The organism is Klebsiella huaxiensis, from assembly GCF_003261575.2.
In the GTDB taxonomy this organism is placed as follows: Bacteria; Pseudomonadota; Gammaproteobacteria; order Enterobacterales; family Enterobacteriaceae; genus Klebsiella; species Klebsiella huaxiensis.
In genome coordinates, this window is sequence record NZ_CP036175.1 from 1,120,519 (window position 1) to 1,136,019 (window position 15,501).

The 15,501-nt window shown below is 57.0% G+C and carries 19 protein-coding genes; 3 read left to right on the forward strand and 16 right to left on the reverse strand.

What is annotated here, in order from left to right:
* Positions 1–10 precede the first annotated feature (10 nt).
* From DA718_RS30355 to argA, 3 genes are all read right to left on the reverse strand, one after another.
* Entirely contained in the window at positions 11–322 is a 312-nt protein-coding gene (locus tag DA718_RS30355; RefSeq protein ID WP_167492707.1) for a hypothetical protein, read from the reverse strand.
* A gap of 312 nt (positions 323–634) precedes the next feature.
* Entirely contained in the window at positions 635–949 is a 315-nt protein-coding gene (locus tag DA718_RS05355) for a hypothetical protein (protein WP_112213948.1), read from the reverse strand.
* A gap of 147 nt (positions 950–1,096) precedes the next feature.
* On the reverse strand, positions 1,097–2,428 hold the full coding sequence (gene argA / locus DA718_RS05360; protein ID WP_110276460.1) for an amino-acid N-acetyltransferase: 1,332 nt from the start codon (positions 2,426–2,428) through the stop codon (positions 1,097–1,099).
* A gap of 227 nt (positions 2,429–2,655) precedes the next feature.
* Here argA and amiC point away from each other — a divergent pair, with 227 nt between their 5' ends.
* Genes amiC through DA718_RS30840 form a run of 3 tightly spaced genes read left to right on the forward strand, consistent with a single transcriptional unit; the run spans position 2,656 to position 5,128 of the window.
* On the forward strand, positions 2,656–3,909 hold the full coding sequence (amiC, locus tag DA718_RS05365; RefSeq protein ID WP_112213947.1) for an N-acetylmuramoyl-L-alanine amidase AmiC: 1,254 nt from the start codon (positions 2,656–2,658) through the stop codon (positions 3,907–3,909).
* Between the two features lie 16 nt (positions 3,910–3,925).
* Complete coding sequence (gene cobD, locus DA718_RS05370; protein ID WP_112213946.1) at positions 3,926–5,005, forward strand: threonine-phosphate decarboxylase CobD; 1,080 nt, start codon at positions 3,926–3,928, stop codon at positions 5,003–5,005.
* Complete coding sequence (locus tag DA718_RS30840; protein WP_260610960.1) at positions 5,006–5,128, forward strand: hypothetical protein; 123 nt, start codon at positions 5,006–5,008, stop codon at positions 5,126–5,128.
* 84 nt (positions 5,129–5,212) lie between these two features.
* Here DA718_RS30840 and DA718_RS05375 read toward each other — a convergent pair whose 3' ends face one another.
* The 13 genes from DA718_RS05375 to DA718_RS05435 form a co-directional block, all read right to left on the reverse strand.
* Positions 5,213–6,079: a GHMP family kinase ATP-binding protein gene (locus DA718_RS05375; RefSeq protein ID WP_112213945.1), complete on the reverse strand. Its 867-nt coding sequence runs from the start codon at positions 6,077–6,079 to the stop codon at positions 5,213–5,215.
* A gap of 93 nt (positions 6,080–6,172) precedes the next feature.
* Entirely contained in the window at positions 6,173–7,387 is a 1,215-nt protein-coding gene (locus DA718_RS05380; protein ID WP_112213944.1) for an acetate/propionate family kinase, read from the reverse strand.
* Complete coding sequence (gene pduV, locus DA718_RS05385) at positions 7,372–7,824, reverse strand: propanediol utilization protein PduV (protein WP_112213943.1); 453 nt, start codon at positions 7,822–7,824, stop codon at positions 7,372–7,374. The genes DA718_RS05380 and pduV overlap by 16 nt, the downstream gene beginning before the upstream one ends.
* A 4-nt stretch (positions 7,825–7,828) precedes the next feature.
* The gene (pduU, locus tag DA718_RS05390) at positions 7,829–8,179 is read right to left on the reverse strand and encodes a propanediol utilization microcompartment protein PduU (protein ID WP_000441100.1); all 351 of its coding nucleotides are present in this window, start codon (positions 8,177–8,179) and stop codon (positions 7,829–7,831) included.
* Positions 8,179–8,733 (reverse strand): propanediol utilization microcompartment protein PduT, encoded by a 555-nt coding sequence (gene pduT / locus DA718_RS05395; protein WP_110276466.1) that lies wholly within the window; start codon positions 8,731–8,733, stop codon positions 8,179–8,181. Before pduT ends, pduU begins: the two co-directional genes overlap by 1 nt.
* 2 nt (positions 8,734–8,735) lie before the next feature.
* Positions 8,736–10,091: a cobalamin reductase PduS gene (gene pduS / locus DA718_RS05400; RefSeq protein ID WP_112213942.1), complete on the reverse strand. Its 1,356-nt coding sequence runs from the start codon at positions 10,089–10,091 to the stop codon at positions 8,736–8,738.
* Positions 10,088–11,200, reverse strand: coding sequence for a 1-propanol dehydrogenase PduQ (gene pduQ / locus DA718_RS05405; protein WP_112213941.1), 1,113 nt, complete (start codon positions 11,198–11,200; stop codon positions 10,088–10,090). Before pduQ ends, pduS begins: the two co-directional genes overlap by 4 nt.
* 11 nt (positions 11,201–11,211) lie before the next feature.
* Entirely contained in the window at positions 11,212–12,603 is a 1,392-nt protein-coding gene (gene pduP / locus DA718_RS05410; RefSeq protein WP_112213940.1) for a CoA-acylating propionaldehyde dehydrogenase PduP, read from the reverse strand.
* A complete protein-coding gene (gene pduO / locus DA718_RS05415) occupies positions 12,600–13,610 on the reverse strand; it encodes a two-domain cob(I)yrinic acid a,c-diamide adenosyltransferase PduO (protein ID WP_112213939.1) in 1,011 nt (336 codons plus the stop codon). Before pduO ends, pduP begins: the two co-directional genes overlap by 4 nt.
* A 9-nt stretch (positions 13,611–13,619) precedes the next feature.
* Complete coding sequence (gene pduN, locus DA718_RS05420) at positions 13,620–13,895, reverse strand: propanediol utilization microcompartment protein PduN (RefSeq protein WP_004133641.1); 276 nt, start codon at positions 13,893–13,895, stop codon at positions 13,620–13,622.
* A 3-nt stretch (positions 13,896–13,898) separates the two neighbouring features.
* Complete coding sequence (pduM, locus tag DA718_RS05425) at positions 13,899–14,390, reverse strand: microcompartment protein PduM (RefSeq protein WP_112213938.1); 492 nt, start codon at positions 14,388–14,390, stop codon at positions 13,899–13,901.
* Positions 14,387–15,019, reverse strand: a complete 633-nt coding sequence (locus DA718_RS05430; RefSeq protein WP_112213937.1) for a phosphate propanoyltransferase — start codon at positions 15,017–15,019, stop codon at positions 14,387–14,389. The genes pduM and DA718_RS05430 overlap by 4 nt, the downstream gene beginning before the upstream one ends.
* Positions 15,019–15,501 carry a BMC domain-containing protein gene (locus DA718_RS05435; protein WP_112213936.1) on the reverse strand — a complete coding sequence of 161 codons (483 nt, stop codon included), beginning with the start codon at positions 15,499–15,501 and terminating at the stop codon, positions 15,019–15,021. The genes DA718_RS05430 and DA718_RS05435 overlap by 1 nt, the downstream gene beginning before the upstream one ends.

Below are 15,501 nucleotides of genomic sequence, written 5' to 3' on the forward strand. Positions count from 1 at the left end.
CTGCCGGGCGCTAATAAGGGGCGACTAAAGGCATTATCCACAGCAGCGATATGGAGTTCATGGCGAAGAAATACTTCGCCGAACCCTTCGCAAGCGGTGGGGTCGAGACGTTGGCCGCCACGAGGACAATGGCGGAAATCACCAGGTTAATAACGGAGAGGATCATAAAGATAAAGAAAATAAACAGCCCGGCACCGTAAGCGCTTCCTGACGAGCCTCCGCTCCCCATCATCATCAGCAGAATGAGCAGCCAGGGGTAGAGCGAAATAACGGTGACGATTAATTTTATATTCTTCATAAACCCGTTTGGTGATTTCTTCATAATGAATACAGCTCCTTTGCGTTCAGTTTGAATATACCCGTCATACTTCAAGCTGCTTATGTGTTGGCTGCGGATTACTTGACCCATCCATGGGCCTCGCCCTTACGGGCCGTCGCAAGCGACGTTCAAATCTGCTCCCGGTAGATTTGTCGCTCACCCCGGTCACATCGTTATCTATGCTCCCGGGGATTAATGAGAGGCTCCTGCCTCTCACCGGAGGCCAGCCTTCGGCTGGTCAAATTCGTTCCCAACGAATTTGTCACTCCCTTGCTGCCTTTAAGCAACTTGAATTATTTAGGGTATATAAAAAGGTCATAGACTGAATATGGGAAAAATCATCCATAGTAAAGAAATAGAGTTTATTGCGAAGAAATAACCGGCGGATCCTCTTTTGGTATCGGTGATATATATATTAGCCAGCACAATAAAAATTATAGAAATAATAAGATTGATAAATGACAACCCCGCCAGCGTCAGGGCAAGCGCAGCGCCTGCGCTAAAAAATCCGCCTGCAGATTTATGTCTTACATCGAGAAAGGTCAGCAATATTATCAGCCAGGGATACAAAGAGAGGATTGCGATCATCAATCTTGTGTAGCGGGTAAACCAGTTTCCCGAGTTGTCCATTAATGGCACTCTCCGTATTTATATTTTTAATTCCATTTTAGCAAAATATAGGCAAGAAAGGTCTAAAGGGGAAGTGATAATAAAGTAGGTCGATAGTCGGAGAAAAGAATCATCCCCGGTCACGTATGCGTTTCCGGGGAGAGGGAATTAACTCAAGTCCGCCATCAGCACCTTCGAGCGGCGCTGATAGTTGTACATCTCTTTCTTGCTCTCCGGAAGCAGGTCGACGTCTACTGGGGTAAAGCCGCGCTCCTGGAACCAGTGAATGCTTCGGGTCGTCAGCACAAATAGCTTACTCAGGCCCATTTGCCTCGCCTGAGCGGCAATGCGCTCAAGCAGCACTTCACCGCGTGATGAGCTACGATAATCCGGATGCACCGCCACGCAGGCCATTTCACCGATTTTCTCTTCCGGGAACGGATAGAGGGCAGCGCAGGCGATCGTGGTGTTGTCACGCTGAATAATGGTGAATTTATCGATTTCCATCTCCAGTTGTTCGCGCGAACGCCGTACCAGGATGCCCTGTTGCTCCAGTGGGCTAATCAGTTCAAGGATCCCGCCGATATCGTTGATGGTGGCGCGACGGATCTGTTCGGCGCTCTCCATCACAATCTGGGTACCGATACCGTCGCGTGAGAACAGTTCCTGCAACAGCGTGCCGTCTTCCTGATAACTGATCAGATGACAGCGACGCACGCCGCTACGGCAGGCTTTGACCGCCCCGCGCAGGAACCGCACCGTGCCGGAATTATAATCTTCGTCTGCTTCCAGCTCTTCAACCCGCGCCTGAGCTTCGTTGGGGAACAGTTCGGGAACGATATCGCCATTCTGGTCGTAGACCCCTTGCGACGAGCAGAAGCCGATCATTTTTTCGGCTTTCAGCTTAATCGCCAGTTGAGTGGCAATCTCTTCGGAAGTGAGGTTAAAGCTTTCGCCAGTGACCGACACCGCAACTGGCCCCATCAGCACAATCGCGCCGTTATCCAACTGGCGGTGAATGGCTTCTTCATCAATGCGCCGAATGCGTCCGCTGTGGCAATAATCCACGCCGTCATCTACCCCTAACGGCTGTGCGATCAGGAAGTTGCCGCTGACCACGTTGATATGGGCACCCTGCAACGGCGTGTTGTTCAGGCTCATAGACAGGCGAGCGGTAATTTCCAGCTGCAGCATGCCCGCCGCTTGCTTAACCAGCTCAAGCGTTTTGGCGTCAGTCACTCGGGTCTGTTTGTGATAAACCGGCTCGTGACGATGCTCTGCCAGGTTAGCGTCAATCTGCGGGCGTGCGCCATAGACCACTACCAGGCGAATACCCAGGCTGTGAAGAAGGCCAATGTCATTGACTATACTAGAAAAATTATCATGCTCGATGGCTTCTCCGCCCAGCATGATGACAAACGTTTTACCCCGATGGGCGTTAATATAGGGGACAGAATGGCGGAATCCCTCTACCAGTTCGGTGCGACGTTCCTTCACCATTACACAACCTCAATGCATGATTATTCGTAATTAGTGTATTTTTATTCTGTTTTGCCGGTAAACGCAAGCGCCAATTTGTTGCTGAGTTGAGAAAGCAGTGTGAGCTAAATCAGGGTGTCAAAGATTGTTTACCCTTTTATAGATGACAGGTTATACGCCTTTCGTTAAAGTTTCTGGTCAATCTGTTTGTTTTAAATACCAATGATTTCTTACTGCTTGGGAGTGGCATGTCGGGATACAAGTCAGAATTAAGCCGCCGCCGTTTTTTACAAGGGGCGGGCGCCATGTGGTTAATGAGTGTGAGTCCGGTTGGGTTGGCTGCTGCGGCGCAGGTTGTTGCCGTGCGAGTCTGGCCATCGTCGACCTACACCCGCGTCACCGTGGAGTCCAATCATATTCTGAAGTATCGGCAGTTTGCGCTCAGTAATCCTGAACGACTGGTCGTGGATCTGGAAGGCGTTAACCTCAACTCGGTGTTAAAAGGAATGGGCGGGCAGATTCGCGGCGACGATCCTTATATTCAGTCCGCTCGCGTGGGTCAGTTCGATCCGCAAACCGTGCGCATGGTGTTTGAGCTGAAACAGAACGTGAAACCTCAGCTTTTTGCGCTGGCCCCGGTTGCTGGTTTTAAAGAGCGTCTGGTGATGGATCTCTACCCCTCCAACGCCACCGATGTGCAGGATCCGCTGCTGGCGCTGCTTGAGGATTACAATAAAGGCGATCTTCAGCGTCAGGTTCCCCCTGCGGAAAGCGGGCCGAAACCGGGTAAAGCCGGGCGCGATCGGCCGATCGTGATTATGCTCGACCCCGGCCACGGCGGTGAAGACTCTGGCGCGGTGGGGAAATATCGCACTCGCGAAAAAGACGTGGTGCTACAAATTGCCCGAAGGCTGCGCGCGCTGATCGAGAAAGAGGGCAATATGAAGGTCTATATGACCCGCAACGAGGATGTCTTTATCCCGCTGAAGGTCCGCGTTGCCAAGGCGCAGAAGCAGCGTGCCGACCTGTTTGTCTCTATTCACGCCGATGCATTTACCAGCCGACAGCCCAGCGGCTCTTCGGTCTTTGCGCTGTCGACTAAGGGGGCCACCAGTACCGCAGCGAAGTTTCTGGCCCAGACCCAGAACGCTTCGGATCTGATTGGCGGCGTAAGCAAAAGCGGCGATCGCTACGTCGATCACACCATGTTTGACATGGTGCAGTCGCTGACCATCGCCGATAGCCTGAAGTTTGGCAAGGCGGTGTTGGAAAAGATGGGCAATATTAATAACCTGCACAAGAATCGCGTTGAGCAGGCGGGCTTCGCGGTGCTGAAAGCGCCGGATATTCCATCGATTCTGGTGGAAACCGCGTTTATCAGTAACGTCGAAGAAGAGCGTAAATTGAAAACGGCGAAATTCCAGCAGCAGGTTGCAGAGTCGATTCTGGCAGGGATTAAAGCCTACTTCGCTGACGGCGCGACGCTGGCAAGGCGAGGGTAACGCAACAGGAATGTAAATGGCTCTATTGAAGAGCGCGCATGGCGGAAACGTCCGCGAGGCCGCCGCGCTATTGGGTATCTCTGCGGAACAATTACTGGATTTTAGCGCCAATATTAATCCACTCGGGATGCCGGAAAGTTTAAAGCGCGCCATCATCGATAATATGGCCTGTGCTGAACGCTATCCTGATGTTGAGTATCAGCAACTGCACCTCGCGCTGGCGGAACATCACCAGGTTCCCGCTTCGTGGATCCTCGCTGGAAATGGCGAAACGGAAGCGATCTTTACCCTCGTTCAGGGCCTGAAGCCCCGTCAGGCGATGATTGTCACGCCGGGTTTTGCCGAGTATCGCCGGGCGCTGCAATCGGTCGACTGCGCGGTGCGGGAGTTTCTTCTGCATGAAGAGGATGGTTGGCAGCTGACTGGCGCTATCCTTGATGCCCTGACGCCGGATCTGGACTGTTTATTCCTCTGTACGCCGAACAACCCTACCGGCCTGCTACCCGATAGCCGTCTTCTGGCGTTAATTGCTGAGCGTTGTAGGTTGCTGGAAATCTCGCTGATTCTTGATGAAGCGTTTATCGATTTTATTCCCGACGAGTCGGGGTTTATCCCGCTTCTGCGCGATAACCCGCACGTGTGGGTGTTGCGTTCGCTCACCAAGTTTTATGCCATCCCCGGCCTGCGCCTGGGGTATTTGGTCAATGGTGATGAACAGGCGGTGGCGCGAATGCGCGAGCGACAGATGCCGTGGTCAATTAACGCCTTTGCTGCGCTGGCGGGTGAAATCATTCTTCAGGATAGCGACTATCAGCAGAAAACCTGGCTGTGGCTGGAGGAAGAGGGGCGGCGCTTTTACCATCAACTGCACCACATTCCCGGCCTGACGATTTATCCTGGGCGGGCCAACTATTTGTTTTTGCGTTGCGACGTGCCGGACCTTGATCTGCAATACGCCATGCTGCAGCAGCACATCCTGATCCGCAGTTGCGCCAACTATCCAGGGCTCGACGGGCGCTACTTCCGCGTCGCTATTCGCAGCCAGCAGGAAAACACCCAGCTGCTGACGGCCTTCATGCGGGTATTTAACGAGTAGATGTCTGCCGCCATTGTTCGTCTGCGGGTCGGTAGCCCGGATAAGGCGCGCAGCGCCGCCTCCGGGGAATGCGCCGGGATTAATGCATCGGTGCGGCTTCTTCCCGGCTCGCGCTGCGCTTAGCAGGGCTACGGGTTCATAGCCGTCTGTGGTCCGGTAGCCCGGACAGGCGCGCAGCGCCGCCTCCGGGGCATAGCAGCGGCAGCGTTAGCGCAATTCGACGCCGCCCTGCACCATGCGCAGCAGATGCTGCTCGGGCCAGGATTCGGTAAGCCGCTTCTCTTCCAGCCGCCGCTGCAAATACTCAATATCGTGACGTTCACGGTCGAGCATCAGGCCAACAACGCTACCGCTGTGCGCCACGTTAATGCCGTATAAATCGCACTCTTCTACCAGCGTCAACAGCGCATCAAACCCCGGTTTTGGCAGCAGGTGCTGGCTGGCGATGGCGCTGAGCGTCGCAGCCTCACCCATCCGTCGCGGATTATCCGTCTCACAGGCCTGCTGGATTTTCTCCCAAGCCTGTTGCAGAACGGCAGAATGAGCGTGCAGCTTTTCAAGTCGGGGAAGGCGGTGATAATCAGTGGTCAGCAGCGTGGTGGGGCTTTCAAGTACCAGCAGATCGAGTTTAGGCTGAGAATGGCAGGCTATTTGCGTTTCGGCGGTGTTGTGATCGAACAGCGTCAGTTGGCGAAACAGGGTGCTGTCGGTCGGTTCCAGAGAAACGCACAGTTGGGCCAGGGTGATTTCATCCAGCGGGTGACCGAGATGATGCGCGGTAGCTACCGCCGTTGCGGCGATATCCGCAGTGCTGCTGGCCATGCCTTTGGCGACCGGAATGGTGGAGCAAATGTCGATACGAATCTCTTTGCTGAGGTCAGCCGGATAGCGCCAGTAGTTCAGTAGCCTGTCGACCATTGCCCGTGAAAGCGGACGCTCATCCGCACGAGGTGAACCGTAGTCCACCTCGACGGTGCTGTACCAGTCAACGGGGCAGGAGACCAGCTTCTCGCTGCCGAGGATCCAGCCCTGGATGAGTTCGCCGCAGGAGGCGGGGCATTGCGCAACAGCCACGTTTTTCTACCCTTTGCTCAGATTGCCAGGGCGCATAGTGTCATGCCGATCCCGCTATTTCCATGACTCACCGCAACTTGCCGGGCGGCGAGCTCAGGCTGAAACGGTTAACGTCTGCGCTTCGGGAAGCGCGAGACGCATAACGTCGCGGGCAATCATCAACTCTTCATTAGTATTAATGACTGCCACTTTGACGACCGCGTTCTCACCCTGAATAAAGGTGGCGTTATGCTGGTTTTTCTCTTCATCGACCGACAGCCCGAGAAAATACAGGTTATGGCAGATGGCGCTTCTGGCGCGGGCCGAGTTTTCGCCGATGCCGCCGGTAAAGATCAGCGCGTCCAGGCCGCCCATCTGCATGATATAGCTGCCGATGGTGGCGCGAATGCGCTCGGCAAAGAGCGTCAGCGCCAGGGTTGCCCGTTGATTGCCGCCGTCAGCAGCCTGTTCGACATCGCGATAGTCATGGGAGACGCCGGAGACGCCAAGCAGGCCCGATTCGTTGTTTAACAATAGGTTGAGCTGCTCCGGCGTTTTGCCCTCATGCAGCGCCAGCCACGGTAAAATCGACGGGTCGATATCGCCGCTGCGGGTGCCCATCATCACCCCGGACTGCGGCGTAAAGCCCATCGAAGTGTTCACGGAACGCCCGCCTTTGATGGCGCAAACGCTGCTACCGTTACCAAGATGGCAGCACACCACGCGCAGCGCGCTCAGCGGTACGCCCAGCTTCTCCGCCAGCGTCGCGCTCACGTACTTATGGCTGGTGCCGTGGAAGCCGTAGCGACGAATGCCCAACTCGCTGTAGTAGCGCCAGGGCAGCGGATAAATAAACGCGCGCTCATCCAGCGTCTGGTGAAAAGCGGTATCAAATACCGCGACCGACGGCGTATCGGGCAGCAGTTGGCGGAACACTTTGATTCCCAACGCATTAACCGGGTTATGCAGTGGGGCGAGTTCAGCCAGACGCTCAATTTCCGCTAAGGTTTCATCGGTGACCGGTGTCGAATCTTTAAAACGTTCCCCGCCGTGCGCCACGCGGTGGCCGACTCCGTCGATATCCTGCAGGCTTTGAATAATCTGGTAGCCAAGGAGTTTTTCCAGCAGCAGAGTAACGGCTTCGCGATGATCGGCGATCGGCGCTGACTCCTGCCATTTTTGTGCAGGGGTTTTTATTGTTACCTGAGCGTTGGCCATGCCGATACGTTCAATCAGTCCCTGACAGAGCGTCTCGCCCTGCGGCATTTCCAGCAGCTGGAATTTTAATGATGAGCTGCCGGCGTTAATGGCCATTATTTTGTAAGACATAAAGGTTCCTTCGAATTCAGAAAATCCAGCACGGCGTCGAGACCCGAGTGATTCAACGCGCTGGTGATAAAAATCTGCTGTGCTCCAGCCTGCGTAAGCCACTCCGCAACCAGCGAAATACGTTGCGGCTCGGCCAGATCAGCCTTGGTGACCAGGCCAATCGTCGGTCGGTTCATCGGGGCGGTAAAACCCGGAGAAAAGGGCGACCACTGGGCGTCGGCATTCAGCACCAGCGCGATGACGTCGGCCTCGCAGGCGCTGGTCAGCAGGGCGCTATACAGGCAGCGGTTCTCCAGATATTCACCCGGCGTGTCGATGGCCATCGGCGACCATTCAATGGCCTGAGTTTTCTTATAATGGAGCGCTTCGCCGTGCAGGCTTTGGGTCAGCGAGGTTTTTCCGCACTGGCTGGGGCCGATAAACATCAAACGCTTCATTGGCTTACGTCCGGGTGATCGAACAGGTAGTGAACTGCATCATTTCGCCCAGCGTGCGCGTCACCTGCTTGAGGGCATATTCGACGGCGGAAACATCGCCGGTCAGCACCACCGCGCCGGTAAAGCGATCGAGAAAACCAATTTCCACCGCGCCGGATTTGGTGGCGATATCGCAGGCGATAATCGACGCTTCGCTCGGTGTGATGGTAAGGATGCCAATGGCGGAAACCGCATCCGGCAGGCCCAGTTTCTTAAAGAGATCTTTCCCAGGATTGGCAATCAGGTGCGCGAGGGTGACCTGTTTTCCCGGCACGTATTCCTGAATCATGCGATCCGTTGTCGGTTGTCTTTCCATTATCCCTCCACCATCTGTCGCCACATGGCTTCATGCGGGCGCGGGATCACCGAACGGTAAACCAGCAGCCCTTTTTCGCCCGCGCTTTCGCTGGCAACCGTCACGGCGTTATTGACGTCAGAAACGTCGCCCGCCACCACCATGTAGCACTTACCGCCGATGCCGAAGGCCATATGCACTCGTACCAGGGTGACGTTTGAGGCTTTCACCGCCCGGTCCGCGGCGCTGATGCAGGCCGCTACGCTCCAGGTTTCGACGATGCCGACCGCCTGGCGTTTTTCGACGCTGTTCAGACCGCTGATAGCCGGGAGAATACTGGGATGGATGTTCGCCAGCACCATGCTGTCGACGAGCATCTCGCCAGCCAGCGACGTGCCGGTTTCAATGGCCTGCTGGAGCGCGCCGATGTCGCCGCCCAGCATCAGTAAAAACTTACCTGGGCAGATGGTCTTGCTGACCAGTAAATCGACGTTGGCGCTTTTCAGCATGGCATCACCAAGCTCCATGCCTTTGGCGATGCTGGTGAGTTCTAAAATTCCTATAGCCTGAGACATGGTTAACCTCTTACAACCGTGATGGCCTGTTCGCTGATGGCCGATACAACGCCGTCGATGCTGGCGTGAATCGGCGCGCCTAATGCGCCTGCCGGGATATCGGCAACGCATTGCCCACGCGTCACGCGCTCGCCGACGGTAACAGTCGGCCCCGCGCTGGCACCGATATGCTGGCGCAGCTGTAAAGTCACTTTTTCTACTGACGGTTCGTCTTCAACCAGCGGTGCTTCCTGGTACCAGGGGCTGAGTCCTAGTTTGGCGATCAGCCGCTTCACCGGCACCAGGCGATATTTCGCCATTTCGTCGGCCGGATTCAGTGGCCCTTCGTAGCGCTGGTTTTGCGCCCGCAGCTCGCGTTTTAACATGCGGTTGATGCGCATCGGCGAGATCCCAACCGGGCAGGCCACGCTTTCGCAAACGTTGCATTCTGAACAGGTGAGAGCGCTCAGCAGCAACTGTGGCGTAGCCGCCTGATGAAAGTTCACCGCCCGCACCAGCAGGTGCGGAGAGAGTTCGTGGCCGATCAGGTGTCGCGGACAGAGATCGGTACACAGTCGGCACTGTTCGCAGACGGTACGTGCGACGGAAAGCACCGTGCGCTCGTCCTGCATTCTCCGCTGGATAAGCGGATGGTTTTTGGGGAGCACCAGCAGGCCGCCGGTAGTTTTCGTCACCGGGTTATCAAGAGAAGTAATCAGGCCACCCATCATCGGGCCGCCGTTAATAAAACCAGGGTCGTCGACCGTTGCGCCGCCTGCCAGCGCCAGCACTTCACGCAGTGACATGCCGATAGGAACGGTAACGGTCAACGGTCTGGCGACCGCGCCGTTAACGGTCAATGTGCGACGAGTGACCGGAAACTGCTGCTCGACCGCCCGGGCAATATTCAGCACCGTTTGCACGTTATTGACGACCACGCCGACGCTGGCCGGTAACGCAGCCGGGGCGACCCGGCGACCGGTTGCCATCCAGATAGTCAGCACCTCATCGCCCGCAGGATAAACATCCGGCAGGATATGCAGGCGGATACCGGCTGGCAGCTGCGGGGTGAGCGCGTCGATGGCCCGGCGGTATTTTTCTTTCAGGGCTATCACCCCTTCCCGCGCGCCGGTTGCCGTCATCGCGTACTGCACGCCGCGGATAAGACGCGCGGCCTGCTGCCACATCAGTTGCTGGTCAACTTTGAGCATCGGTTCACACTCGGCGGCGTTCACCAGAAAAATCTCTACCTGCGCCTGTAGCTTTACGTGAGCGGGAAAACCTGCGCCGCCCGCACCCACAACGCCCGCTGCGCGAACGCGCTCGCGAATTTCATCGGCACTATGGGGCATTTCAACGGCGTTGACGGCGGTACTCATAGCAGTTCCTCCAGCAGTTCCCGAATGGTTTCGGCATTAGCCGGACGCGGGTTAGTGCGTAGGGTGACGTCAGCCAGCGCTGCCTGCACCATCGCTGGAATGCGCGCGGAAAAATCGGATTTTCCTTCTTTAAGCGCAACGGCCAGTGAGGGAAGGGCGCAGCGTTGCTTAAGCAGTTCGATTTGCTGAATCAGCGCATTGATCGCCGCGATATCATTAGCTTCTGCCGGGCAAAAACCACAGGTCTTCGCCATCCGCGCGTAGCGTTTGGCGGCGCGCGGGTCACCTGCGTTAAAGCGGATCACCGTCGTAAGCAGCAGCGCATTGGCCAGCCCGTGCGGCAGATGAAACTGTCCGCCGAGCTGGTGAGCGATCGCGTGATTAAGCCCCAGCCCGGCCTGGCTGAACGCCATCCCCGCCAGCGTTGAGGCGTTATGCATTTTCCCGCGCGTCGCTACGCAGTCGCCTTTTTCCACCGCCGTGGGCAGATACTGGAACACCAGTTTGGCGGCTTTTTCCGCCAGCGCGTCGGTAAAGTCGCTGGCGTGCGGTGACACCCAGGCCTCCAGGGCATGGGTCAGCACGTCCATACCGGTGTTGGCGGTAATCTGCGGCGGTACGCTGACCACCAGCTCCGGATCGAGGATCGCCATATCCGGATACAGCGCATTGTTGAACAGCGGGTACTTGATACCTTTATCAGGATCGCTGATCACGCAGGCGCTGGTGACTTCCGAACCGGTGCCGCTGGTGGTCGGGATCGCCACGCAGGTTTCGATGTTGATCCCGCTCTGCTGGCTAAACCAGACGATGGCCTTCGCAGCGTCCATTGCCGAGCCGCCGCCGAAACCGATCACCACCTGCGGTTGTAGAGCCTGCATTTGCGCAATGCCCTGCACCACGGTGTGGATGGTGGGGTCCGGCGTTATCTCGCTAAAGACGCTGATGCGGTTATCTGCGGGCAGCGCGTTACGTAGGGTATCCAGCAGCGGCGAGCGCGCCAGAAACCCATCGCAGATTATCCAGATGTGCTTGTTGGTAAAGCGCTTAAGCACCGCCAGACTGCCCTGACCGCTGTACAACCGCGTTTGTAGTGAGAAAGTATTCATCGCGACCTCGGTTAGCGGATGGAGAAGCCGTTGGTCAGCACACAGCGCCGCGAGCGAGCAAAGGTTCGCGCCGACGTGGTCCCTTCACCGGTTGGCGTGGCGATAGTGAAGGTGGTAAACCCTTCGCCGCCGACGCCGATCCCGGCATAGGATGGGCCGTTTTTAACGAATATTGAGGTTTGCAGGGTGCGCGCTGCGAGGTTCAGGCGCGACACGTTCTGCGAGTGCATGATCGCGGTGTGATGCAGACCCTCTTCAACCTTCAGCGCCAGCGTCAGCGCGCTATCGAAATCGCTGACTTTCACCACCGGCAGCATCGGCATCAGTTGTTCGCTGGTCACCCACGGATCGTCGGCGTTGACGATGCCAATCAGCAGACGAGGCGCTTTAGCAGGAACGGCGATCCCGGCGGCTTCCAGCATGGCTGATGGGCTCTTGCCGACCAGTTTTTTATTGGCCTGGCCTTCTGGCAGGCAGGCGGCGCGGAGTTTGTCGGTATCGGCAGGGCTTAGCAGCAGCGCACCGAAGGTTTGCATTTGCTGTACCAGTCGGTCGGCGACGCTCTCCACTACGATCAGACTCTTCTCGGCAATGCAGGGCAGGTTGTAATCGAATGACGCGCCGTTGATGATATCTTCCGCTGCTTTCACCAGATCGGCCGTTTCATCAACGATACAAGGCGGGTTGCCCGCGCCAGCGCCAATCACCTTCTTACCGCTCTTCATGCCCATTGCCACAATGCCCGGGCCACCAGTAATGGCCAGTACCGCGATTCGCGGGTGGGCCATCATCTGCTGGGTGGCTTCGAAAGTTGGCTCTGCGACGGTAACCACCAGGTTGCGGATGCCGCAGCAGCGAAAAGCGATCTCTTCAATCAGGCTGATAAGCTTGAGAGAGACCTTTTTCGCGCCCGGATGCGGGCTAAAGTAGACGCTGTTGCCCGCCGCCAACATGCTGATGCTGTTGTTGATGATGGTTTCCGTCGGGTTGGTGCTTGGGGCGACCGAACCGATGACGCCAAACGGCGAGTATTCAAAGAGCACCATGCCGCCGTCACCGGTCAGCGCGGTGGTGGTGAGGTCTTCCACGCCCGGCGTGTTGTCCAGCGCAGCCTTGTTTTTGAGGAATTTATCTTCTTTGTTGCCCATTCCCGTTTCATTGGCGCTCTCTTCCGCCAGCGAGGCGAGAAGCGGCGTCAGCTCCTGACGCATTGCGCTGATGATGGCGCTGCGCGTTTTCAGCGGGCACTGCTGGTAACGTAAGAACGCCTGGTGCGCGGCGTCGATGGCTTCGCTCACGGACTGGAAGATCCCTTTGCCCTGAGGCTGGCTCGGAGTTTGTTCCGGGGTCAGTTGCTCGCTGAGAATGGTGCGAATGAGGGTTTCGAGTTCAGAAGTATTCATTGATGAGTTCCCACGTTAATGGCCGCAATGGCAGCCAGTGCTATATCCATGTCCTGCTCAACGCTGCCGCCGCTGATGCCCAGACCCCCAATCAACAGACCGTCACGCCACAGAGCGTAACCGCCGCCAAAGGTAACGACTTTTCCCTGTAAATGACTTTCCAGGCCATAAAGCGCGGCGCCCGGCTGAACGACATCGCTCAGTTCATGGGTTGCCGTTTTCATAGCGACTGCGGTCCAGGCTTTTTTTGGTGCCAGTTCGCTGCTGACCAGCAGCGCATCCGGCATTCGCCAGGTGACGGTTTCCGTACCATGTGCGTCAACAATGCTGACCACCACCGGCACCTGTAGCTGCTGGGCGCGTTCTACGGCGGAGCGAGTCAACTGGTGGAGGTCGTGAAACGAGAGAGCCATAGGCGTCGTCTCCTTGAGGCGGGGGGGCTGGCTGGCAGCCAGATAGCGTTTGCTGATTTCACGGATGATATCGTTCTGGTGCGCATCGCTATCTTCAGCGCGAGCCAGGGCATACAGGCAGTCTGATAAGCGATTGATGTAGCGCATCAGCACCTGGCGTACGTTGATTTCTGCGGCCAGCTCAACCAGGCGGCGTTCGGCCCGGCGGGCCAGCGTACGGGCAAAATGTAGGCGGCTCGCGGCTTCGCAGCGACCGGGTAAAATAAAACTGTGCAGCGGCTCGACGCGGGCCATCGCCCGATCAATAGCGGCTTCCAGAGCCGAAATCTCTTCGCTGCTGATGTAGCGCTGTTTGGGCGACGGCTGCTCGCTGTCGCTGGCCAGTTCGGCGCTAAACCAGAAAATTTGCTGCTGGATGGCCTCGAGTAAGATGCGATGGCTTTCATCCGCAGCGGCGCAGGCGCACAGGCTTAGCGCTGCGTTCAGCTCATCCAGCGTGCCGTAGGCTTCGACGCGAGGGTGGGTTTTGCTCACCCGCTGGCCGGTAAATAACGATGTGGTACCGGCGTCACCTGTTCGGGTATAAATCGCCATAATCGCCCCTTAACGCGAAAGCGTATCTACAATGCCGACAACGGCGAGGTCAATGGCCTCATTGGGCCCGGAAAAGACATGTCTGGCGCTGGAGCCGCCGCTAAGCAGCACCAGTTCGCCGACCCCTGCGCCGACGGAGTCAACGGCAACTTCATCGCCTGACGTTGGTGATGCGGGAAGTTCGCCATCGGCGCTGACCCGACGTACCAGCAGCAGCTTTTTCCCTACCAGGGAGGGCGATTTTTGCGTGGAGACAACCGCGCCCGTGACTCGTGCCAGATGCATGATTTACTCCTGCTTAATTAATTGAATATTCCGCGCGCTTGCCGCTTCATGCGCCAGGGCGGTCACGATGCATTTGCGATGGAGAACCAGGCGTCCTTTGCCAAGGCTTGCGACATCGCGATAGCTCAGCAGCGAACCGGCGTGCAGAGTCAGCGCCAGCCCGTGCTCGTCGGTGAACATCACCGGTAGACGAGCCAGTTTTTTTACCGGGATAACCGGCAGTAGCTGGCTATGCACGGAGAGCTGTACGCGGATGCCGAAAGCCAGGGCGTCGTGAATTTTCCCGGCGACGGGGTCGTCGGTTTCCGCTTCAGCAAGCTGGCCCAGCAGCGGCAGGTCGATGAGCAGAATGCGCAACGACGCGTGCTGACAGAACAGGCTTCGGCTGTCCGCTTCACGCAACTGCGCAACGCTCAGTGTCGCCGTGCTGTGGGCGCGACGCTGCAGCCGGGAGACAATCTCCTCAACAATGCGCTGCAGAATTTCGCCGTTCATCGTGGGGCCACCAGCCGGGCAAAGGCCTGCGGGTTATCGGCACCAGCAGCGTTGGCTTCATCGGTATCGATATGCATTTCGAGGCGCATGTCCGGTGAAACGCGAATCGCCACGTTGTTGAAAATCAGCCCGCGCTCGTCGCCTTCGATTGCCACGGAGACCTTATCGCCGTGGGAGACCCGCAGGATCAGGGCATCCAGCGGCGACATATGAATATGCCGCTGGGCGACAATCACCCCAGAAGATAATTCCAGTTCGGCAAAGGGGCTGACCAGACGGATGCCCGGCGTCCCTTTCAGGTTGCCGGACATTCTCAGCGGTGCTGCCACTCCCAGCGTCCTTGCGTCGGTGCGCGATATTTCCACCTGGCTTGTTGAGCGCAGTGGACCAAGCAGGCGTACGTTTTTGAGCTGCCCTTTTGGCCCCACCAGGGTGACAGTTTGTTCCGCAGCATATTGCCCCGGCTGCAGCAGCGCTTTTTTCTCGCTGATGGGATGGCCGGGAAAAAGCTGCGCGTAATCCTGCGCAGACAGATGGATATGACGATTCGAGACGCCCAGCGGAATCGGGCGCTCGCGCATCTCATCAAGAACTTTGCTGACCGTTGATTCCAGAAGCTGTTTATCCATTACGCTTCACCTCGCTTGCCTGAATGAAGGCAAAGAGAACGAGGGTCGCCTTTCTGGCGCTGGCATTTCGGGTCCAGGCACAGGTTGCAGCTGACCAGTCCAGTTTCCTGTGGTACTTCATCTGCTGGCTCTTCAGAAACGACATTGGCCATGATTGGCTCTTCAGGTTCAGGTGCTATGACGGAGGGTGGGGGAGTTTCTGCGGGCATTATCCCTTCTCCGGGCCTGGCGATGACCTTGTGGGCCACCAGGCCATTTCGCTGTTCGGCAAAATGTGCGCCGGTGGTGATCGCCGCCTGCACGGAGGCGACATCACCGGTCACTTTAATAACCGTCCAGCCTGAACCATTGGTCTTTTCGAGGGCGACCAGCGTGATAGAAGCGGATTTCGCCATGATATCGGCGCAGCTGATAGCCAGTGCCAGACCACAAACTTCAAGTAATCCAAGAGATTGCTTCACGCGGTGCTCCTTATTCGCCAT